The following is a 19838-nucleotide window of genomic DNA, read 5'->3' as shown; positions in this document are numbered from 1 at the left end:
CGAAACCTGCGGGTTCGGGTGCTCTATCCTCGGTCGCTGTATCCGCGTTCCCCCCGCTCCGCCGGAGCGGGTGCATCACCGTTGAGGATGGCGAGGATGGACACAGCAGCCGAACTGGAGTCGGGAGCCGACGACCGGCGCGAAGGGCCCGCTTCCTCCGTGACAGCCGCCTCCCCCGTGCAGCTGTCCCTGTGGCCGCCGCCCAGGTCGACCCGGCACAGCGGCAGGCGCCGCCGCCAGTTCACCGTTCTGGGCGCGGTCGCGCTGGCCGTCCTCCTGATCGGCGGAGGGGCCACCGCGTGGGCCCTGCTGGCCGACGGCGAAGAGGCCGCGCAGGAGGCCGTCGCCCCGGCGGAGGACTTCGTCGGAGCCTGGGCGGGCGAGATGGTCCAGGTGAACACCGAGGGCCAGCACGTCGCCGACTGGCACGCCGAGGTGCGGATCGAGGAGGGCGCCGAGCGCGGCAGCACCGCCTGGACGACCTTCGCCTGCTCGGGGACGCTCGTGCTGTCCGCGGGCGACAACGACCGGCGCGTCTACGCCTACACCGAGACCGCCGACCCCGAGGACCGCTGCGTCGACGAGGCCGAGCTGACCGTGTCGCCCGTCGCGGACGGCGGACTGAGGGCGGAGTGGTCCTCGGTCACCGACGAGGGCACCCGGATGACGTCGACGGGTCCCCTGAGCTGATCCGGTCGTCCGGATCGACGCCCGCCCCGGGCGCTGGTCCGACCGCCGGGAGGCGGTACCGCCCCGGAGCCGTCCGACCGCGGTCTCCGGGGCGAAGAGTTCCCCACGGGGACGAAAGCCCAGGTCGGAGATGTTGTCCAGGTGTAGCTGGACTGTCGGGTCCGGCCCGCCGCCCCCGGGCGGGGCTTGCACGGACCTCCGTGCGCTCACCGGGTTTCGGCCAGTACCGATATAACCTTACTGACCGACGTTTCCTCGTTGGTGGAAACCGCCGGAGGCGGCCCGGCCGCCGACTGGCGCACACACGGGGGCCAACCTCCGAGATAATGGTCGAAGAGTGATTCACGTCCCTTAAGCCACACGGGCGCGAGTCACGCGGAACCGGCCTACGGCTCCGGAGCCGAGACGGGCCAAGCGGATCGGCGCCGGTGCTGTGGGTCGGCCCCGGTCACCCGCGAGGAACACCTAGAAAGGGGAATGGCATGGCGGCGATGAAGCCGAGGACCAGCGACGGGCCGATGGAGGTCACCAAGGAGGGTCGCGGCATCATCATGCGGGTCCCGCTGGAGGGGGGCGGACGCCTGGTCGTCGAGCTGACGCCGGCCGAGGCGACCGAACTCCGGGACGCGCTCAAGGGTGTCGTCGGCTAGGTCCGGCACCACGTTCTTCCCTCCCCCACCCGGGCCGGAACGCCCGACGGCCCCCCGAGGTCGTAGACCCCCATGACAGCGAACGATTGTGAGCGGCCTGTGCCATTCGCCACGGAGATCCAGCCCCGTTCGGGGAGCCTCGCCGAATCCACCGCGGACCTGCTGGTCCTTCCCGTCCTCTCGGGAGACGGCGGACCCGCGGAGGTCGAAGGGGTCGCCGAGGGCGGCCTGACACAGGTGCTTCCGGCTCCGCTCACCGACCTGTTCGCGCACTACTCGCTCACCGGGAAACCCGGTGAGCTGGCCCAGTTCCCGGTGCCCCGGGACCAGGGGCTGGTACGGCTGGCCCTTCTGGGGGTCGGTTCGGGTTCCCCCGACGACCTCCGGAAGGCCGGCGCAGCCCTGTCCCGGGCCGCCCGGGGAAGAGAGCGGGTCGCCCTGGCCTGGCCGGGGGTCGGCGCCGACGCCGCCACCGCCTTCGCCGAGGGCGCCCTCCTGGCCTCCTACACCTTCAGCCTCAAGACCGCCGAACCCCCGGCGGACAAGCGCCCCGCCCCGGTGGTCGAGGTGGTGGACCCGGGCGCCGGGGACCTCGCCGACGCGCTGGAGCGCGGCACCCGGCTGGCCGCGGCCACCGCCCTGGCCCGCGACCTCATCAACACCCCGTCCCTGACCAAGGACCCCGCGTGGATGGCCGCGCGCGCCGGCGAGGTCGCCGCGGACGCGGGCCTGCAAGTGCGGGTCTGGGACGAGGCGGAGCTGGAGCGCGACGGCTTCGGCGCGATCCTCGCCGTCGGCCGGGGGTCCTCGCGCCCCTCCCGGCTGGTCCAGCTCTCCTACACCCCCGAGAACCCCACCGCGCACGTGGTGCTGGTCGGCAAGGGCATCACCTTCGACACCGGCGGCCTCTCGCTCAAGCCCAACGACAACATGTCGCTGATGAAGACCGACATGAGCGGCTCGGCGGTCGTGCTCGCCGTGCTGTCCGCGCTGTCGGCCGTGGGTGCCTCGGTGCGGGTGACCGGTCTGCTGGCCCTGGCCGAGAACGCCTTCGGCGGCGACGCCACCCGCATCGGCGACGTGCTCACCACCTACGGCGGCACGACCGTGGAGGTGCTCAACTCCGACGCCGAGGGCCGCCTGGTCCTGGCCGACGCCATGGGCTACGCGGTCGCCGAGTTGGCCCCCGACGTGCTCGTGGACGTGGCCACGCTCACCGGCGCGGCCAAGGTCGCGCTCGGCACGGGCATGGGCGCCCTCTACAGCACCGACGACGCGCTGGCCGCCGAGATCGAGACCGCGGGCCGGGCCTCCGGCGAGCCGCTGTGGCGGATGCCGCTGACCGAGGAGTACGTCGAGACCACCAAGTCCCGCGTGGCCGACCTGGCCAACATCGGCACCCGCCGCGAGTTCGGCCCGGCCGGAGCCACCGACGCAGCCCTGTTCCTGCGCGAGTTCACCGGCGGCGTGCCCTGGGCCCACCTGGACATCGCCGGTCCGGGCCGGTCGACCAAGGAGAGCGGCCTGCTCAGCAAGGGCGGCACCGCCTTCGCCACGCGCACGCTGCTGCGCTGGCTCGCCGGGCGCTAGGCAGTGTTTTTTGGACCTCCGCTCCGCTTCGGCCCACCCGTCGCCCGCCATCGCCCGTCGGGGACGCTGCGCGTCGGGACGGGCTACCGCCCTCAACGGACGCCTGCGGCGCGGTGTCTTCCTTGTTCGGGCGCCCGGAGAACGGGAATCGGGTTGAAGCAGGCACAGCGGCGCCTACGACGGGTTCGCTCGTGCCCACCCGTCGCCCACCACCACCCTCAAACGACGCCTACGGCGCAGTTCCCCCACGGGAACCCGTCTCCGGCCCCTCCAGAACCCCGTGGGCGCCCGAAAACCAACCCCCCACAAGCTGAGACCGGTTCAAAAAACAGACCCTAGCTCTCCGCCCGGCAGGACGCGCTGGAACTCGTGCATGCGCTCCACCGGGCGAAAGCCCAGGCGCAGGTTGACCCGGCGCATGGGGGCGTTCCCCGGCGCGTTCCAGGTGCGGACCTGGGCCCGCTCGGGGAACTCCGCGGCCAGCACCTCCAGGTTGCGCAGCTTCAGCGCCGAGCCCAGGCGGTTGCCCCGGTGTTCGGGCGCCACCAGGGTGTCCTCCTGGTAGGCGGCGCCCTCCCCCTCGGGCAGGGCGATCTCGCTGTACCCGGCCAGGCCGCCGGTGGCGGCCCGGGCCGCGCAGACCAGCGTGCGGTACCGCTGGGCGCGGCGGCGCTCCTCCTGGTCACGCACGCGCGCGGGGTCCCAGAGCCCCCGCTCGAAGGCCGTCTCCCCGAGCGGGACGTCGGCCTCCATCCGCGTGCGCAGCCGCGCGTAGTCCTCCAGCAGCTCCTCCGGGCACGCGTCCGTCCAGGTCAGCAGCTCGTAGCGGGACCCGAGGGCGAGCACGTCGGCGCCGACCTCCTCGCGCGTCCGCGCGGCCAGCGGAAGCCCCAGGACGTAGTAGTCCTCCTCGTGGACCACGCCGAACCCGAGCGCGAGCGCGAAGCGGGCGCCGGGCCAGTTCTCGAAGGACCGGTCCGAGGGCAGCTGGACCTCGGCCAGCGCGGTCGTGCGCCCCTCCTCGGCCATGACGCGTTCCGCGTGCTCCCACAGGCGCGTCCCGTGGCCGCGGCGCCGCGTCCGGACGGGCACGTTGACGTCGACCTCGGCCAGGTGCAGGTTGTCCCGGTCCCCGAACTCCAGCAGGAGCGCGCCCGCCACCCCGCCGTCCTCCCCGTGGGCCGCGTAGGCCAGGGCCCGCCGTTCGCCCCCGCGTCCGCGCAGCACCGCGCGCAGGGAGTCCGGGTGGGGGAGCGGGACCACGCCGGGGTCGCGGTCGGCGAGCGAGGCCGCCCGCACGGCCGCGTACCAGGCGTCGAAGGCGGCGGGGTCCGCGCTGTCGATACGGCTGATCACCGCTGGCGGGTTCCCTGGTGGATGGCGGCCAGCAGGCCCTCGCCCACCGGCATCAGCATGGGGATGAACTCCTCGCCCTCCCGCACGCGGCGGATCACCTCGCGCACGGCCGTCTCGCGGGGGTCGGGCACGCGCAGCGGCCCGTCCGGCTCGCTGGAGGCCACCATGGCGCCGTTGAACACCGCCATCCCGCCCGGGCGCAGCAGGCGCAGCGCCTCGTCCATGTACAGGGGGTAGGACACCGTGTCGGCGTCCACGAACACCAGGTCGTACCCGCCGTCGGTCAGCCTCGGCAGCACCTCCAGGGCCGTCCCGCGGATCAGCCGGGCCCGACCGGGGCCGAAACCGGCGCGGGAGTACGCCGAACGCGCGTAGTCCTGGTAGGCGGCGTTGGTGTCCACCGTGGTCAGGATCCCGTCCGGGGTCATCCCCCGCAGCAGCCAGATCCCCGACACCCCGCACCCGGTGCCGATCTCCACCACGGAGCGGGCGCCGATGGAGGCGGCCAGGAAGCGCAGGGCCGTGCCCGTCGCCGCGTCCACCGGCGGGGCCGACGACCGGCTCCCCGCCTCGTAGGCGTCCGCCAGGGGCTCGTCCTCCATGGCGTCCTGCTCGAACCGGGACTGCTCGGCGCGGACCCAGGTGATCCGGGCCGCGGTCTCCTCCGGGCTGGCGATAACGGCCTCCCACAGCGTTCACGTGTCTGGTGGGGCTCTGACCAGGGGGTGGTCACCCACCGTAGAATGTCGGTCGCGGCCAGGTCATGTCCCTGGCAAAAGACTAGCCTGAACCGGACCGAACTCCGAGCGTTGCGGCGGGAACTTAATCCACGTCCCCGGGCGTTGAAACGGGATGAACGTACGTTGATCGCCACGAAGCAAACTCCCCCCGACCAACCTGGCGGCGAATCGACGGGATGAAGGGAGCAGCGGTGCCAGAGTCCGGCCCTGCCGTGGAATTCGAGGCATGGGAACCCCCGAGCTGGGACGAGGTCGTGCGGACCCACTCCCCGCGCGTGTACCGGCTCGCCTACCGGCTGACCGGCAACAAGCACGACGCAGAGGACCTCACGCAGGAGGTCTTCATCCGGGTCTTCCGCTCGCTGGCCAACTACACCCCCGGCACCTTCGAGGGGTGGCTGCACCGCATCACCACCAACCTCTTCCTCGACATGGCCCGCCGCCGGGCCCGCATCCGCTTCGAGGGCCTGGCCGAGAACGCCGACGAGCGCCTGGAGGGCCGCGAGCCCTCCCCCGCGCAGCGTTACGACGACCGGCACTTCGACGCCGACATCCAGTCCGCCCTGGACGCGCTGCCCGCCGAGTTCCGCGCCCCGGTCGTCCTGTGCGACATCGAGGGGCTCTCCTACGAGGAGATCGCGGCGACGCTCGACGTCAAGCTCGGCACCGTCCGCAGCCGGATCCACCGGGGCCGCGCCCAGCTGCGCCGGGCCCTGGAGCACCGGCGGTCCCTGGCCGCCGACAACGAGGCGCGCAGCGGCGGAAACGTCATCAACGGGGAGGCGGAGTGAGTATGGACCACCTCGGAGAGCGGCTCTCCGCGCTCATCGACGGCGAGCTCGGCCCGGTCGACCACGAGAGCGCCCTCATCCACCTGGCCAAGTGCGAGTCGTGCCGCTTCGAGGCCGACATGATGCGCCGCCTCAAGCGCCGCCTCAACGGCCTGTGCGAGCCCGAGCCCGACATGGACTTCATGGGACGGCTCACCAGCCTGTCCCGCGACCACGGGCCCTCGGACCGGGGCCCCTCCGGCCCCTCCATCGGCGGGACCGGCTTCGGCAGCAGCCCGCCCCTGGGCTCCTCGCGCCCCCTGGGGGGCTTCCCCGGCGGCGCCCTGGCCGCCGCGCCCCCGGCTGCGGGGGGCACGCCGCCCGCCGCGGGCGGTCCGGCCCCCTCACGGCCGGAGCGCGCCGCGTCGCCCGAGCGCCGCCGCCGCGGCGACCGCCTCGCGCACCTGTTCCCGGCCTTCCCCGGCGGCCGCTACGCCGTCGCGGGCTTCGCCGTGGCCACGGCCCTGCTCGGCAGCGCGTTCGTGGCCGGGGGCGAGGCCGAGGAGACGCCCGTGGTCGAGCCCCGTCTGGCCGACTACGCGGTCGAGCACGCGCTGACCAGCCGCAACATCCCGGTGCTCGACGCTCGGCCCACCGCCGCCGAAGCTCCCCACGGCCCCACCGAAACCACCCGGTGAGCGCGGAGGAACCCTCCTCCGCGCGCTCCGCCCCGGTCACGATCCTCGTCGTGGTACTGCTGTGCGCGCTGCTGCTCACGGCCGCCGCGCACCCCCATCCCACCGCCGTCCCGGCCGAGGGGGACGACGACGGGATGTCGGTGCTGCACCGCGCCGCCACCGCGGAGGACGAGGTCGCCTACTCGGCCGTGCGCGAGATCACCGGACCGGAGGACGCGGAGGACGGACAGTCCGCCGAGGGCGGCGCGCTGCGCGTGCGTGTGGTGAGCAGGCCCGGCGACGGCATCGCCCTGGCCCCCGTCGGAGACGAGGAGTCCGCCCTCGTGGTGGACGCCTCCTCGGCCCTGGAGTCGCTGGACGACCGCCTGCTCAGCATGCTCGGCGACACCTACGCCGTCTCGGACGCGGGCCCCACCAGCCTGGACGGCCGGGAGGCCCGCCTGGTGGAGGCCAGGCACGCCGACGGCACCGTCGCCGGACGGTTCTGGGTGGACGCCGCCACCGGCCTGCTCCTGGGCCGGACCGTCTACGGCGCCGGCGGCGAGCACGCGATCGGCTTCCGCCTCACCGGGCTCGAACTGGGGGAGGAGGACTGGCCGGAGGAGGCGCTCGGCGACTCCCCCTGGAGCGACGCCCTCACCCGGACCGAGCGCGAGGACCTGCGCGCCGAGGAGTGGCCCCTCCCGGAGTACCTGGCCTGGAACCTGCGGCTGGTCGACGCCCGCTCCACCGAGCACGGCGGGCACCGCGTGGTGCACGCCGTCTACTCGGACGGTCTGTCCCAGGTGTCGGTTTTCACCCAACGTGGGAAGCTGGACAGCAAGCATTCCCCCACAGAACCGAACGGATACGCCGGAACCGGGACGGGGGGAAGCGGCGTCACACCACAACACGGCACGATCTTCGGCGGTGACGCGGGCCAGTACCAGAGCATGTGGCAGGCGAACGGCTTCGTCTACACGGTGCTCGCGGACGCCCCCGCGGGGCTGGCCTCGTCCGCCGTGACCGCGCTGCCCGGGCCGGGTTCGGGTTTCTGGGCCCGGGTGCACCGCGGTCTGTCCCGGCTGGGGTTCCTCTAGGGCCCCGGCCGGTCCCGTGCCGTCCCACAGCCGAGCGACTTACGGAGCAGGTCTTGAGCGAGGAAAACGGCCGCCCGGAACACGGGGGAGAGCCCGGCCGGGCGACCCCGTCGGGCGGTGGAACACCCCCCGAGCGCGCCGCGCCCGATCCGGCGAACGCGCCGGACCGCGCGCCCGCGGAGCGCCCCCGGTGGCCCGCCCGTGCGGAGCGCCCGCAGTGGCCTGACCGGTCGGAGCGCCCCCGGTGGCCCGCCCGGGCCGCCGGAACGCCGTCGACGCCCTCCCGGAACACCTCCGAGGAAGAGGAGGGCGACCCCGCGCCCCCGCTTCACTCCGGGTCGGCCCCGCGGCCCGGACAGGGAGTTTCCGGCGCGCAGGCCGCCCCCACCCCGCCTCCCGGCAGTGGAGACCCCATGAACCACGCCCCTGACCCCGGACCGGGCGAGCAGCCCGGCACCCCCCGACCCGACCGTGTGACCGGAGGCTTCCCCGGTCTCGGCAATCCCTCCGGTCCCGCCGACTACACCAACCCCGGCAACCCCGTCGGCTCCAGTGACCCCTCGGGCCCCACCGTCTACGGCGGCTCCGCCGCCCACCCCGGTTCCGGTGACCCCTCGGGCCCCGCCGTCCACACCAGCTCCACCAATCCCTCCGGTCCCGCCTACCCCGGTCCCGGCGCCCCCTCGGGTCCAGGCGGTCCCTCCGGTCCTGCCAGTCCCATGAACCCCGGCGTTCCCTCGGCTCCCGGGCAGCACACCGGCCCCACCGGCCAGTCGGCCGCCCACGGCGGCTACGCCGCGGCCTTCCAGGCGGGGCACGCCGCCCCCTCGGGGCAGCCCGGCGCCCCCGGCCCGGGTGTTGCGCCCCCCGGCGTCCCCGGACCCCACACGAGCGGCCACCACCCCGCGCCGCAGCCCCCCGCGCCCAAGCGGCCGAGGCGCGGCGTCCCGGTGTGGATGGTGCTGTCGGGCATGCTCGTCGTCGCGCTCATCGCCGGAGGCGCGGGCGGTGTCGCGGGCAACCTCCTCAACGGCTCCTCCGGCGGCGAGACCGCGCAGGAGGAGGGCCCGGTCATGAACGAGCCGCCGCCCGAGGCCCCCCAGCGCGACCCCGACACCATCGCCGGTGTGTCCCAGCGGGTCAGCCCGAGCGTGGTGTTCATCCGCAGCGCCGACCCCAGCGTCCCCAGCAGCGGCTCCGGGTTCGTCATCGATGGGAACTACGTGGTGACCAACGACCACGTCTCCGCCGGTCTGGAGGCGGACGGCATCGTCGTGGAGTACAGCGACGGCAGCCTCTCCGACGCCTCCGTGGTCGGCTCCGACCCCAGCTCCGACCTCGCGGTGCTGTCGCTGGACGACCCGATCGACGTCGAGCCGCTCCAGTTCGGCGACTCCGAGCAGGTCATCGTCGGCGACGAGGTGATCGCCATCGGCGCGCCCCTGGGCTTCTCCGGAACCGTCACGCAGGGCATCATCAGCGCCGTCAACCGCCCGGTCAGCTCCGGAGAGGGCGAGAACGCCAGCCGCTTCTACGCGCTCCAGACCGACGCCGCCATCAACCCGGGCAACTCCGGCGGCCCGCTGGTGGACCTGGAGGGCCGGGTCATCGGGGTCAACTCGATGATCGTCACCATGGGCTACATGGGGGAGCCCACGGGCAACATCGGTCTGGGCTTCGCGATCCCGTCGGCGGAGGTCGAACGCGTCGTGAACCGCCTCATCGAGTACGGCGAGACCAGCTACGCCGACATCGGGGCCGAGATCGACCTGGACAGCCCTGTCGCGGGCGCGGTCATCGCCGACGGAGGGGGCGCGGTGGAGAGCGGCGGCCCGGCCGACGCGGCGGGGCTGGAGCCGGGCGACGTCATCCTGTCCCTGGACGGGCGTCCGGTGAACTCGGGCCAGGAACTGCTCGCGATGCTGCGCAGCCGCAGCCCGGGCGACGAGGTCGAGGTCGAGTACGACCGCGACGGTCGGCGGGAGACCGCCACGGTCACGCTGGGCTCGTCGGACTGACCGACCCGGACGGACCCGGCTCCGGACACACGCGAGGCCCCCGAGCACGGAGCTCGGGGGCCTCGTCGCCGTTCAGGGACGCGAGCCCCGCGCGGGGTACTGCCTAGCGGCCCGCCGGGGAGATGCCCAGCTGCATACCGGCCAGTCCGCGGGGCTTGCCGACCAGGGTGTCGGCGATCGAGGCGATGACCTTGCTGGCCTCGGCCTCGGGCTCGGTCAGCACCAGGGGCTTGCCCTCGTCGCCGCCCTCGCGCAGGCGGGTGTCCAGCGGCACCTGGCCCAGCAGCGGGATGTCGGTGCCCAGCGTCCGGGTGAGGGCGTCGGCGACCGTGCGGCCGCCGCCCTCGCCGAACAGGTGGACCGGCTCCCCGCCGTCCGGCGGCAGGTAGTACGACATGTTCTCGATCACGCCCGCGATCCGCTGGTGGGTCTGCGCGGTGATGGCGCCCGCGCGCTCGGCCACCTCGGCGGCGGCCTGCTGCGGGGTGGTCACCACGAGCAGTTCGGCGTTGGGCAGCAGCTGCGCGGTGGAGATGGCGATGTCGCCGGTGCCCGGGGGCAGGTCCATCAGCAGCACGTCCAGGTCGCCCCAGAACACGTCCGACAGGAACTGCTGGAGGGCGCGGTGCAGCATCGGGCCCCGCCACACCACCGGCTGGTTGCCCTGCGTGAACATGCCGACCGAGATGACCTTGATGTCATGCGCGGTGGGCGGCAGGATCATGTCCTCGACCTTGGTCGGGAAGTCCGACGCGCCGAGCATGCGGGGCACCGAGTGGCCGTAGATGTCGGCGTCCACGACGCCGACCTTGTGGCCCTGGGCGGCCATGGCCGCGGCCAGGTTCACGGTGACGGAGGACTTGCCGACACCGCCCTTGCCGGAGGCGACGGCGAAGACGCGGGTGAGCGAGTTCGGCTTGGCGAAGGGGATCTCCTTCTCCGCCTGGCCGCCGCGCAGCTTGGTCTGGAGTTCCTTGCGCTGCTCGTCGCTCATCACGTCGAGCTCGACGCGCACGGAGGTGACCCCGGCGACCTTGGTCACCGCGGCGGTCACGTCCTTCTCGATACGGCCCTTCATCGGGCATCCGGCCACCGTGAGGTAGACGCCGACGCTCACGGCACCGTCGTCGGCGACGTCGACGCTCTTGACCATGCCGAGATCGGTGATGGGGCGGTGGATCTCCGGGTCTTGCACCGTGGCCAGGGCTTTGTGCACCTGCTCGGTGGATGGTGTGGAGGACATGTGCTCAATCGTAGGTCAGCGGGACGGGACGGCGGCCTGCCGGATCGCTCCCGCGGGCCACCTGGTTCAACGAGGGCGCCGCTCCGCGCATTCCGCGCCCCGCGGGCCCGTGTCGCACGCCGCCGCCGGGACGGCGCGCCGAGGGCGTCGCGCAAGGGGCAGGGGAGAAAGGTGTGAGGGATGTCGCGCAGGAGAAGGGGGTGGGGAGGGCCTCGTCCGGCGCCGTGCGCACCACTCTGTGCATGCCGTGACCAGGCGATAACGGCGTGGCCTTAACGCTGGCAATACATGCCCGGATAGTAGTCTCGGCCCACGATGGGAAATGTGCCGCCACCGCCTGGTTCGTCCTGGCCCGCCGCGCCCGAGGGGCCGGAGGGGCGGACTGCCGGGTCCTACACGCAGGAGCAGACCTGGGCGGATCCTCCCGGAGGGGGGAGGCTGACGCCGCCCGGGGGCTACGCCGTGGCCGCCGCCGACCCGGACGTGTGGGCCTGGCCGCCGCCGCGGCCGGTGCGCAGGAACCACTTCGCCCGCGCCGAACTCCCCGCGGACGAGTCCTACCACAGGCTGGGCCGCACGTCCCGCTTCCGCTGGTGGTTCACGCCGCTCACCCTGGCCGTCCTCGCGGTGCTGGTCTTCTTCCTGTGGATGGCCATCATCCTGTCGGTGACGATCGTGGCGATCATCAACGGCAGCGGGCTGGCCCCGGACTCGGTCACCCTGAGCGTGATCGCCGAGATGGCCTTCGGGCTCCTGTCGTCGGCGCTGTTCATCCCCATCGTCATCTTCCTGGTCCGCGTCGTGCAGTGGCGCCGGATCGGCTCCCTGTTCTCCGTCGAGGGACGGCTGCGCCGGGGATGGCTGGTCCGCTGCACGGCGGTGGCGGTCGTCCCGGTCGCCCTGTGCGTCGTGGCCTTCCTGCCGCTGGCCGAACTCCTCCAGCCCGACCTGGTGCCCCGGGAGGCCTCCGGCGGAACCGAGGTGTTCGCCGCGGCGATGACCGCCATCGTGCTGCTGGTGCCGTTGCAGTCGGCGGCCGAGGAGCTGACCCTGCGCGGCATGCTCATGCAGCTGGTGGGCGCGCTCGGCGCCCGTCCCGACGAGCGGCGCGGCCGGTCGGCGGTCTCGCGGGTCCTGCGCTCCCCGGGCCCGGCCATCCTGGCCAGCGGAACCCTGTTCGCTGCGCTGTACCTGGCCACGCACCCGGGCGACCCGTGGACGACCGCGGCGCTCGCGGTGATGGGGTTGGGGATGTCCTGGCTGACCTGGCGCACCGGCGGCCTGGAGGCGGCGATCAGCCTGCACGTGGTCAACAGCCTCGTGCAGTTCACGCTGTGCGTGTTCGAGGGCCGCATGGAGCAGATCGGCACGGGGGTCATGGTCGGCTCCGGCCTGCCCCTGGGCGCGGGTACGCCGCTGGTGCTGGTGCTGACCCTGATCCAGGTGGGGCTGTACGCGCTGGCGGTGGTGTGGCTGGCGGGCCGCCGCGGGGTGCGGCGCAGGAGCGCGTCCGCCGTTCGCTAGGGTCCGTCTTCTGAGCTGGCCTCAGCTTGTGGGGGTTGGTTCGGGCGCCCGCGGGGTTCTGGAGGTGGCGGAGGTGAGGCTGCAAGTAGGACTGCGCCGCAGGCGTCCGTTGAGGGTGGTGGCGGGCGACGGGTGGGACGAAGCGGAGCGGAGGTCCAAAGAGTCAGGGTCCGTCCGCTCCGGGCCGGGCGACCGGCTCGCCCAGGGGGTCCTCCCCGGGTTCGCGGACCGCGTCGCCGCCCTGTTCGGGGAAGACCCACGTGCGGTAGGAGAAGAACCGGAAGAGCGTGCCCAGGCCCACCCCGACCACGTTGCCCGCGATGTTGCTCGCGAGCGGGCCGTCGAACCCCAGCACGTACACCGAGAAGCCCAGGCAGGCCAGCTGGAGGAGCATCCCGACGCCGTTCATCAGCAGGAACAGCGCGGTCTCGCGGCCGTAACCGGTCCGGGCCCGGTCGCCGAAGGTCCAGAACCGGTTGCCGATGAAGGCCACCGCGATCGAGCACAGCGTCCCGATCACCTGCCCCGTGAGCGGGCCCGCCCCGGCCGCGCTCCACAGCAGGTTGGTCGCCCCCAGCTGCACCGCGTAGGCCACGGCGCCCACGGAGCCGAACTTCCCCACCTCCCGGACGAGCTTGGCGATCCCGGGATGGCGGGAGAGGAAGTCGCGCACGTTCTGCGCCTCCGGTCCTGTGGTCTGGGTGGTCGGGTCCGCCTCCGCGCGGACCCGTCCCGGCCGGGACGCCGACCAGGGGCGGAGGGGGCCCGGGACCGCCGCGTCCGCACGCCCTAGACTCTAGCCGGGGGTCGCACCAGGACCCCGGCCGCGGGTTCCGAGCCGATCCGGCCAGGTCCCGCCGCGCGGGGCCGTCCCGTCACCGCGGTTGACGAGCAGCATGTGAGTTGAGGAACTGTGAGCGAGCGTAACCGCACCGTCCCGCGCGTGGGAATGGTGGGAGGGGGCCAACTCTCCCGGATGACCCACCAGGCGGGCATCGCCCTGGGGGTCGACTTCTCGGTCCTGGCGACCAGCCCCACCGACAGCGCCGCGCTGGTGTGCGGTGACGTCTCCCTGGGCGACGACCGCGGCCTCGACGACGTCCTGGCCTTCGCCAAGGCCCACGACGTGGTCACCTTCGACCACGAGCACGTGCCCGAACCCGTCCTGCGCGCGGTCGAGGAGGCCGGGGGCCTGCTGCGCCCCGGCCGCGACGCGCTGCGCTTCGCCCAGGACAAACTGCGCATGCGCACCCGCATGGCCGAGCTGGACGCGCCCTCGCCCCGCTGGCGGGCCGTCACCACCCTGGAGCACGTCACCGCCTTCGCCGGGGAGACCGGGTGGCCGGTCGTGCTCAAGGCGGCCCGCGGCGGCTACGACGGCAAGGGCGTGTGGGTCGTCGGCGGCGCCGACGAGGCGCGCGGGGTCGTGGACCGCGCCGCCGCCGAGGAGGTGCCGCTCCTGGTCGAGGAGAAGGTGGACTTCTCGCGCGAGCTGGCCGTGCAGGTCGCCCGGTCCCCGCACGGGCAGGTCGCGGTCTACCCGGTCGTGGAGACCGTGCAGCGCGGCGGCATCTGCCACGAGGTGATCGCCCCCGCCCCGGGCCTGTCCGAGGACAAGGCCGTCCGCGCCCAGCAACTGGCCATCGAGATCGCCCAGGCGCTGGACGTGACCGGGGTCCTGGCCGTGGAGCTGTTCGAGACCGCCGACGGCGTGGTCGTCAACGAGCTGGCCATGCGCCCGCACAACTCCGGCCACTGGAGCATCGAGGGCGCGCGCACCTCCCAGTTCGAGCAGCACCTGAGGGCCGTGCTGAACCTGCCGCTGGGCTCGCCGCGCACCAACGCGCCCTACACCGTCATGGCCAACCTGCTGGGCGGCGAGGACCCCGAGGTCTACCGCCGCTACCTGCACGTGATGGCGAAGGACCCCGAGGTGAAGGTGCACTTCTACGGCAAGGACGTGCGTCCGGGCCGCAAGATCGGGCACGTCACCGTGATGGGTGAGGACTACCGTGACCTGCTGGCGCGCGCGCGAGACGCCGCCGCCTACCTGCGAGGAGACGAACAGTGACCGACAGCGCCAACGGGCGGGACCCGAGGGGCCCCGTGGTGGGCATCGTGATGGGCTCGGACTCCGACTGGCCGGTGATGCGCGAGGCGGCCGAGGCCCTGCGCGAGTTCGACGTCCCCTTCGAGGCCGACGTGGTCTCGGCGCACCGCATGCCGCACGAGATGGTCTCCTACGGAGCCGAGGCCGCCGGTCGCGGCCTGAAGGTGATCATCGCCGGCGCGGGAGGGGCGGCGCACCTGCCGGGCATGCTGGCCTCGGTGACGACCCTGCCGGTGGTGGGCGTCCCGGTGCCGCTCAAGTACCTCGACGGCATGGACTCGCTGCTGTCCATCGTGCAGATGCCCGCCGGGGTGCCGGTGGCGACCGTGGCCGTGGGCGCGGCCCGCAACGCCGGTCTGCTGGCGGTGCGGATGCTGGCCGCGGGCGACCCCGCGCTCACCGAGCGCATGGCCCGCTTCCAGGAGGAGCTGAAGGAGCAGGCCCACGCCAAGGGCGAGCGGCTGCGCCGCGAGGTGGAGAGCGGGGGCAGGCCCACCGGCTTCGGCCGCTAGGCAGTGCTTTTTTGGACCTCCGCTCCGCTTCGGTCCGTGTTCGGGCGCCCGGAGAACGGGAATGGGGTTGTAGCAGGCACAGTGGTGCCTACGGCGGGTTCGCTCGTGCCCACCCGTCGCCCACCACCACCCTCAACCGACGCCTACGGCGCAGTTCCCCCACGGAAACCCGCCTCCGCCACATCCAGAACCCCGCGGGCGCCCGAACCAACCCCCACAAGCTGAGGCAGGTTCAAAAAACAGACCCCAGGCCGCCGACGCCCGAACGGCCCCGGTACCCGTCACGGGTGCCGGGGCCCTCGCGTGCCCGCTCAGCCCTCGGAGGGCAGGAGGACGCGCAGGCCCTCGACCGCCTGGTCGACGGTCGGGAGCGCCTCGGGATCGACGAGGTACTGGAGGACGTAGCCGGTGACGAAGTTGTAGACCATCGACCCCAGACCGGCCGCGGTGGCGGGATCGACCTCCCGGGGGTCCAGGTCGAGCATGAGGGCGGCCAGCTCCCTGCGGCCCTCATGGACGCCCTCGGCCAGGATGGCGCGGACACCGTCGTCGAACTGGGCCTGCGCGTAGGCCTGAACACTGGCGACGAGCAGGTCGCGCTCCTCGGGCAGGCTCCGGAACAGCGCGTCGAACAGCACGCGCAGCCTGTCGGGCGGGGCCTCGGCACGTGAGGCGGCGACAGCGGACTCGAAGACGTCGCCCCAGTCGCTGGTCGCCTCGATGACGGCCGTGTTCATCAGGTTGTCCTTGGACCCGAAGTGGTACCCGATAGAGGCCAGGTGGGCTCCGGAGGCAGCGGCGATGTCGCGTGCCGTGGTCTTGCTGTAGCCCTTCTCCACCAGGCACTTCCTGGCGCCCGCCAGCAGGTCGTCGCGTTGGCTCATGTCCTGATCCTAGCATTTGAACGTACGTACATATTGACGTCTGATTTTGACGTACGTACGATCATGCCCATGAATCCTCAACGTGCCACCGCCCGTACGTGGGCAGGCCTGGTCTGCCTGCTCATCCCGGCGCTGCTGGTGTCCATGGACATCTCGGTGCTCTTCGTCGCCGCGCCCGCCATCGCCGAGGCGCTCCAGCCCACGTCCGCGCAGTGGCTGTGGATGATGGACGTCTACGGCTTCGTGCTGGCCGGACTCCTCGTCACCATGGGAGGTCTGGGCGACCGGATCGGCCGCAGACGGCTGCTGCTCACCGGCGGGGTGCTCTTCGGCGCCGCGTCCGTGCTGCTGGCGCTGGCGCCCACGGCGGAGCTGTTCATCGCCGGGCGGGCCCTGCTGGGCGCTGCCGCGGCGACCCTGGCGCCCTCCACGCTCTCCCTGGTCCGGGGCATGTTCACCGACCCCCGCCAGCGCGGCGCGGCGGTCGGTGCCTGGACCATCGCCTTCACCAGCGGCGCGGTCGCCGGGCCGATCTTCGGCGGTCTGCTCCTGGAGTTCTTCTGGTGGGGCTCGGTCTTCCTCATCAACCTGCCGTTCATGGTCGCGCTCGTGGTGGCCGCGCCCCTGCTCGTCCCCGAGTCGCGCGACCCGCGGGCGTCCGTCTTCGACCTGCCGGGCGCGGGACTCTCGCTCGTGGCCGTCATCGGCCTGGTCTACGCGGCCAAGCGCATGGCCGAGCACGGGGCCGACCCCGCGGGGTTCGCCGCCCTGGTGGTCGGAGCTCTCCTGCTGGCGCTGTTCGTGCGCCGACAGCGCCGCGCCGCGCACCCGCTCGTGGACGTCGCGCTCTTCGCCCGCCCCGCGTTCACCGCCGCGGTCGGCGGCAACGCCGTCGTGTCCTTCGCCGCCGCCGGTCTGGGGCTCCTGACCTTCACCTTCATGCAGACCGTGCACGGGCTGAGCCCGCTCCAGGCGGCCCTGTGGGCGCTGCCCACGCTGTTGGGCACCGTCCTGGGAGCGACCCTGGCCGGCTTGCTCGCGCCCCGGGCCAGGCCCGGCGTGCTCATGGCGGTGGGGCTGGTACTCGGCGCGGCGGGGTTCGCGCTCGTGGGAACGGTGGACACGGACACGCACCTGGTGGTGTTCGTCGGCGGCTACACCCTGTTGACCCTCGGGGTCGGCTTCGTCGGGACCCTGGCCAACACCCTGGTCCTGGCCACGGCTCCCCGCGAGCGCGCCGGAGCCGCCGCGGGGATCTCCGAGACCAGCATCGAGTTCGGCACCGCCCTGGGCATCGCGGTCCTGGGCACCGCGGCCAGCACCGTCTATCGCACGTCCGTGGCGGACCAGCTGCCCTCGGTGGACGGGGCCGCCGCCGAGACCGTCACCGGCGCCCTGGCCGCCGCCCCGCGGGCGCAGGACCCCGGAACCCTGCTCGACGCGGCCTTCGCCGCCTACACGGCCGGGGTCAACACCGCCGCCCTCATCGGCGCGGGCGTGCTGGCCGCGGTCGCGCTCCTGGTCGCCGTCGCCCTGCGCAAGCTGCCGCCCGGCACCGGCGAGGAGTCCGGCGCACCGGCCCCGGCAGGCGGTGCACCGGCCCGTCCGTGACCGGAGCGCCCTGCGCGCCGACCGCCGTTCCCGCCGCCGGGCCCGCACCGGTCGCGAGCGGGGCCCTACCGGTGCGCCCGGTCCCCACAGGGGTGGGCGCACCGGCGCCCGTTCACCTCGGTGCGGTGTCGAGGCGGTCGGCGGAGCCCTCGGCCGGGACGCACTCCCCGGCCGGGCGCTGCTCCAGGTGGCCGCCCTCCATGAGCTGGTTGACCGAGGCGTACTCCGCCTCGGGCGCCTCCACGACCCCCTCGGCGGGGACGAGCACCTGTTCGCCGCCGCCGGGCTGCTCGAAGTGCGGGGCGATCGGCCCCACCAGCGCGGTGAACTCCTCGGTCACCTCGTAGCAGTTGTAGTTGTGCTCGGGCCCGTCCGGCCACGTGTTCAGCGAGTCCGGCGGCAGGGCGCGCCGTTCGTACGGAGCCCCCGCCGGGGCCAGGAACGTGCCGCGCGGGGAGCCGAAGCGGTCCAGCATCCACCCCTCGGGCAGGACCCGCAGCTCGGTCACCGGCTCGCCGTCCTCCACCACGAAGCCCATGTGGTCGGGGTAGTCCCAGCCCTCGGGTGTGGCCCAGCGGTCCAGGAACGCTTCGGGGGAGAGGCCGCCGAGCCGCTCGTACCCCTCCAGCAGCGCGCCCACCGGCCCGTCCTCGGGCAGGTCGGCGGGGCCCAGGCGGGGGTCCCCGCACAGGTACCGCTCCAAGTCCTCCTCGCTCGGCGGCGGGTCGAGCACCGGGCACCGCGCCTCCTGCGGGGCGAACGGCGCCGACGGCGCGGGAGGCGCGGGCACCGCGTGGGCGGGCTGGGCCGCGATGAGCAGGGCCAGCGCGGTGCCGACCGTCACGGAAAACTTCACGGGTGGGACTCCGTCCGTCATCGAACGCCCGGCACGGTGCCGGGCGCACACAGACAACTACGGATTGAAGTCAACCATGATCACGGTGTAACGACCGGGGTTCCGGCCCGAAAAGCGGACGGCCGGGCCCGCGCGGGCCCGGCCGTCGTGCGTGACGAGGGGGAGGGACTACTGGCGGCCCAGCGCCCGGTAGGTCCAGCCCGAGGCGCGCCAGTACGTGGGGTCGAGCGCGTTGCGCCCGTCCACGATGCGCTTGCGGGCCACCACCCCGGCCAGCTCCTCCGGGTTGGCCTCGCGGAACTCCGCCCACTCGGTCAGCAGCAGCACCACGTCGGCGCCGCGCGCCGCCGCCAGCATGGAGTCGGCGTAGTTCAGCTCCGGGTGCGCCTCGCGCGCCCGCTCCAGCGCCCGCGGGTCGTACACCGTCACCTGGGCGCCCAGGGAGGCGATGGTGGAGGCCACGTCCAGGGCGGGCGAGTCGCGGATGTCGTCGGAGTTGGGCTTGAACGCCGCGCCCAGCACGGTCACCGTGCGCCCGGCGAAGCTCCCGCCGATCAGCTGGCGGGCGATGTCGATGGTGCGCGCGCGGCGGCGCTGGTTGATCGCGTCCACCTCGCGCAGGAAGGACAGCGCGGGCTCCACGCCCAGCTCGTCGGCGCGCGCCATGAACGCGCGGATGTCCTTGGGCAGGCAGCCGCCGCCGAAGCCCAGGCCCGGGCCGAGGAACTTGCCGCCGATGCGGTCGTCGTAGGACAGCGCCTCGGCCAGCTGGATGACGTCGGCCCCGGCCACCTCCGACACCTCCGCCATGGCGTTGATGAAGGAGATCTTCGTGGCCAGGAAGGCGTTGGCCGACACCTTGACCAGCTCGGCGGTCTGGAGGTCGGTCAGCAGGAAGGGGACGCCGTCGTCGATCTGGCGCTGCCACAGGGCGCGCACGGCCTTCTCGACCCGGGGGGAGTCGGTGCCGATCACGATCCGGTTCGGGTGCAGGGTGTCCTCCACCCCGAAGCCCTCGCGCAGGAACTCCGGGCTCCACCCCAGCTCGGCCTCCTCGCCGACGGGGGCCAGCGCGGACAGCCGGGCGGCCAGGGTGGCCGCGGTGCCCACCGGAACGGTGGAGCGGCCCACGACCACGGTGGGGCGGGTCAGGTGCGGGGCCAGCTGGTCCACCGCCGCGTTGACGTAGCGCAGGTCGGCCGCGCCGGAGTCGTCGCGCTGAGGGGTGCCCACGCAGATCAGGTGCAGGTCGGCGAACTCCGCGGCCTCGGCGAAGGAGGTCGTGAAGTGCAGGCGGCCGGTCCCCAGGTTGGCGGTGAGCAGCTCTTCGAGCCCGGGCTCGAAGAAGGGGACCCTGCCGGAGCGGAGCATGTCGATCTTGGCGTCGTCGACGTCGAGTCCCAGGACCTCGAACCCCATCTCGGCCAGGCAGGCCGCGGTGGTGGCACCCAGGTACCCGGTACCGATGACGGAGACGCGCATACGGTCCGCTTCGACCACTGGTGGT

General features: G+C 73.4%; 18 protein-coding genes. 11 read left to right on the top strand and 7 right to left on the bottom strand.

Annotated features, from left to right (window positions below; translation table 11 throughout):
• Positions 1-96: 96 nt before the first annotated feature.
• The 3 genes from ACSTA4_RS24590 (at position 97) to ACSTA4_RS24580 (ending at position 2930) form a co-directional block, all read left to right on the top strand.
• Complete coding sequence (locus ACSTA4_RS24590; protein WP_444961188.1) at positions 97-690, top strand: hypothetical protein; 594 nt, start codon at positions 97-99, stop codon at positions 688-690.
• 482 nt (positions 691-1172) lie between these two features.
• Positions 1173-1340 carry a DUF3117 domain-containing protein gene (locus ACSTA4_RS24585; protein ID WP_013154899.1) on the top strand — a complete coding sequence of 56 codons (168 nt, stop codon included), beginning with the start codon at positions 1173-1175 and terminating at the stop codon, positions 1338-1340.
• A 99-nt stretch (positions 1341-1439) separates the two neighbouring features.
• Entirely contained in the window at positions 1440-2930 is a 1491-nt protein-coding gene (locus ACSTA4_RS24580) for a leucyl aminopeptidase (protein WP_444961187.1), read from the top strand.
• 321 nt (positions 2931-3251) lie between these two features.
• On the opposite strand, the gene ACSTA4_RS24575 is transcribed toward ACSTA4_RS24580, so the two are convergent.
• Positions 3252-4286, bottom strand: coding sequence for a GNAT family N-acetyltransferase (locus tag ACSTA4_RS24575; RefSeq protein WP_444961186.1), 1035 nt, complete (start codon positions 4284-4286; stop codon positions 3252-3254).
• Positions 4283-4888, bottom strand: coding sequence for an O-methyltransferase (locus ACSTA4_RS24570; protein WP_248771968.1), 606 nt, complete (start codon positions 4886-4888; stop codon positions 4283-4285). The genes ACSTA4_RS24575 and ACSTA4_RS24570 overlap by 4 nt, the downstream gene beginning before the upstream one ends.
• 314 nt (positions 4889-5202) lie before the next feature.
• Here ACSTA4_RS24570 and sigE point away from each other — a divergent pair, with 314 nt between their 5' ends.
• From sigE to ACSTA4_RS24550, 4 genes are all read left to right on the top strand, one after another.
• A complete protein-coding gene (gene sigE / locus ACSTA4_RS24565; protein ID WP_165435966.1) occupies positions 5203-5817 on the top strand; it encodes an RNA polymerase sigma factor SigE in 615 nt (204 codons plus the stop codon).
• A gap of 2 nt (positions 5818-5819) precedes the next feature.
• Positions 5820-6494 carry an anti-sigma factor family protein gene (locus tag ACSTA4_RS24560; protein WP_416023301.1) on the top strand — a complete coding sequence of 225 codons (675 nt, stop codon included), beginning with the start codon at positions 5820-5822 and terminating at the stop codon, positions 6492-6494.
• Positions 6491-7573: a transcriptional regulator gene (locus tag ACSTA4_RS24555; protein WP_444961185.1), complete on the top strand. Its 1083-nt coding sequence runs from the start codon at positions 6491-6493 to the stop codon at positions 7571-7573. The genes ACSTA4_RS24560 and ACSTA4_RS24555 overlap by 4 nt, the downstream gene beginning before the upstream one ends.
• Positions 7574-8292: 719 nt before the next feature.
• Positions 8293-9591 (top strand): S1C family serine protease, encoded by a 1299-nt coding sequence (locus ACSTA4_RS24550; RefSeq protein WP_444964264.1) that lies wholly within the window; start codon positions 8293-8295, stop codon positions 9589-9591.
• Positions 9592-9694: 103 nt separating this feature from the next.
• Here the strand turns inward: ACSTA4_RS24550 and ACSTA4_RS24545 are convergent, their stop codons facing one another.
• Positions 9695-10834 (bottom strand): Mrp/NBP35 family ATP-binding protein, encoded by a 1140-nt coding sequence (locus ACSTA4_RS24545; protein ID WP_212642866.1) that lies wholly within the window; start codon positions 10832-10834, stop codon positions 9695-9697.
• A 462-nt stretch (positions 10835-11296) separates the two neighbouring features.
• Between ACSTA4_RS24545 and ACSTA4_RS24540 the strand changes: the two genes are divergently transcribed.
• Positions 11297-12358 carry a lysostaphin resistance A-like protein gene (locus ACSTA4_RS24540; RefSeq protein WP_444964263.1) on the top strand — a complete coding sequence of 354 codons (1062 nt, stop codon included), beginning with the start codon at positions 11297-11299 and terminating at the stop codon, positions 12356-12358.
• Between the two features lie 163 nt (positions 12359-12521).
• Here the strand turns inward: ACSTA4_RS24540 and ACSTA4_RS24535 are convergent, their stop codons facing one another.
• A complete protein-coding gene (locus tag ACSTA4_RS24535; RefSeq protein WP_444961184.1) occupies positions 12522-13031 on the bottom strand; it encodes a GtrA family protein in 510 nt (169 codons plus the stop codon).
• Between the two features lie 240 nt (positions 13032-13271).
• On the opposite strand from ACSTA4_RS24535, the gene ACSTA4_RS24530 reads away from it, so the two are divergent.
• Positions 13272-14429: a 5-(carboxyamino)imidazole ribonucleotide synthase gene (locus tag ACSTA4_RS24530; RefSeq protein ID WP_444961183.1), complete on the top strand. Its 1158-nt coding sequence runs from the start codon at positions 13272-13274 to the stop codon at positions 14427-14429.
• Positions 14426-14980 carry a 5-(carboxyamino)imidazole ribonucleotide mutase gene (gene purE, locus ACSTA4_RS24525; RefSeq protein ID WP_444961182.1) on the top strand — a complete coding sequence of 185 codons (555 nt, stop codon included), beginning with the start codon at positions 14426-14428 and terminating at the stop codon, positions 14978-14980. The genes ACSTA4_RS24530 and purE overlap by 4 nt, the downstream gene beginning before the upstream one ends.
• Positions 14981-15291: 311 nt before the next feature.
• Here purE and ACSTA4_RS24520 read toward each other — a convergent pair whose 3' ends face one another.
• Positions 15292-15864 carry a TetR/AcrR family transcriptional regulator gene (locus ACSTA4_RS24520; protein ID WP_444961181.1) on the bottom strand — a complete coding sequence of 191 codons (573 nt, stop codon included), beginning with the start codon at positions 15862-15864 and terminating at the stop codon, positions 15292-15294.
• Between the two features lie 69 nt (positions 15865-15933).
• Between ACSTA4_RS24520 and ACSTA4_RS24515 the strand changes: the two genes are divergently transcribed.
• Entirely contained in the window at positions 15934-17475 is a 1542-nt protein-coding gene (locus ACSTA4_RS24515) for an MFS transporter (RefSeq protein WP_444961180.1), read from the top strand.
• Between the two features lie 112 nt (positions 17476-17587).
• Here ACSTA4_RS24515 and ACSTA4_RS24510 read toward each other — a convergent pair whose 3' ends face one another.
• Both ACSTA4_RS24510 and ACSTA4_RS24505 read right to left on the bottom strand, forming a co-directional pair.
• Entirely contained in the window at positions 17588-18331 is a 744-nt protein-coding gene (locus tag ACSTA4_RS24510; protein ID WP_444961179.1) for a TNT domain-containing protein, read from the bottom strand.
• A gap of 168 nt (positions 18332-18499) precedes the next feature.
• Positions 18500-19831 carry a UDP-glucose dehydrogenase family protein gene (locus ACSTA4_RS24505; protein WP_212642871.1) on the bottom strand — a complete coding sequence of 444 codons (1332 nt, stop codon included), beginning with the start codon at positions 19829-19831 and terminating at the stop codon, positions 18500-18502.
• Between the last annotated feature and the right edge of the window lie 7 nt (positions 19832-19838).

This window comes from Nocardiopsis sp. M1B1, assembly GCF_052466615.1.
The sequence above is the reverse complement of the archived record's forward strand: the minus strand, read 5'-3'. Positions and strand labels throughout refer to the sequence as shown.

Excerpts from the sequence above, each read along its gene's own strand:
- ACSTA4_RS24590 (WP_444961188.1), top strand. The coding sequence starts at position 97 with ATGGACACAGCAGCCGAACTGGAGTCGGGAGCCGACGACCGGCGCGAA.
- ACSTA4_RS24585 (WP_013154899.1), top strand. The coding sequence starts at position 1,173 with ATGGCGGCGATGAAGCCGAGGACCAGCGACGGGCCGATGGAGGTCACC.
- ACSTA4_RS24570 (WP_248771968.1), bottom strand. The coding sequence starts at position 4,888 with ATGGAGGACGAGCCCCTGGCGGACGCCTACGAGGCGGGGAGCCGGTCG.
- sigE (WP_165435966.1), top strand. The coding sequence starts at position 5,203 with ATGAAGGGAGCAGCGGTGCCAGAGTCCGGCCCTGCCGTGGAATTCGAG.
- ACSTA4_RS24560 (WP_416023301.1), top strand. The coding sequence starts at position 5,820 with ATGGACCACCTCGGAGAGCGGCTCTCCGCGCTCATCGACGGCGAGCTC.
- ACSTA4_RS24550 (WP_444964264.1), top strand. The coding sequence starts at position 8,293 with ATGAACCCCGGCGTTCCCTCGGCTCCCGGGCAGCACACCGGCCCCACC.
- ACSTA4_RS24545 (WP_212642866.1), bottom strand. The coding sequence starts at position 10,834 with ATGTCCTCCACACCATCCACCGAGCAGGTGCACAAAGCCCTGGCCACG.
- ACSTA4_RS24520 (WP_444961181.1), bottom strand. The coding sequence starts at position 15,864 with ATGAGCCAACGCGACGACCTGCTGGCGGGCGCCAGGAAGTGCCTGGTG.
- ACSTA4_RS24515 (WP_444961180.1), top strand. The coding sequence starts at position 15,934 with ATGAATCCTCAACGTGCCACCGCCCGTACGTGGGCAGGCCTGGTCTGC.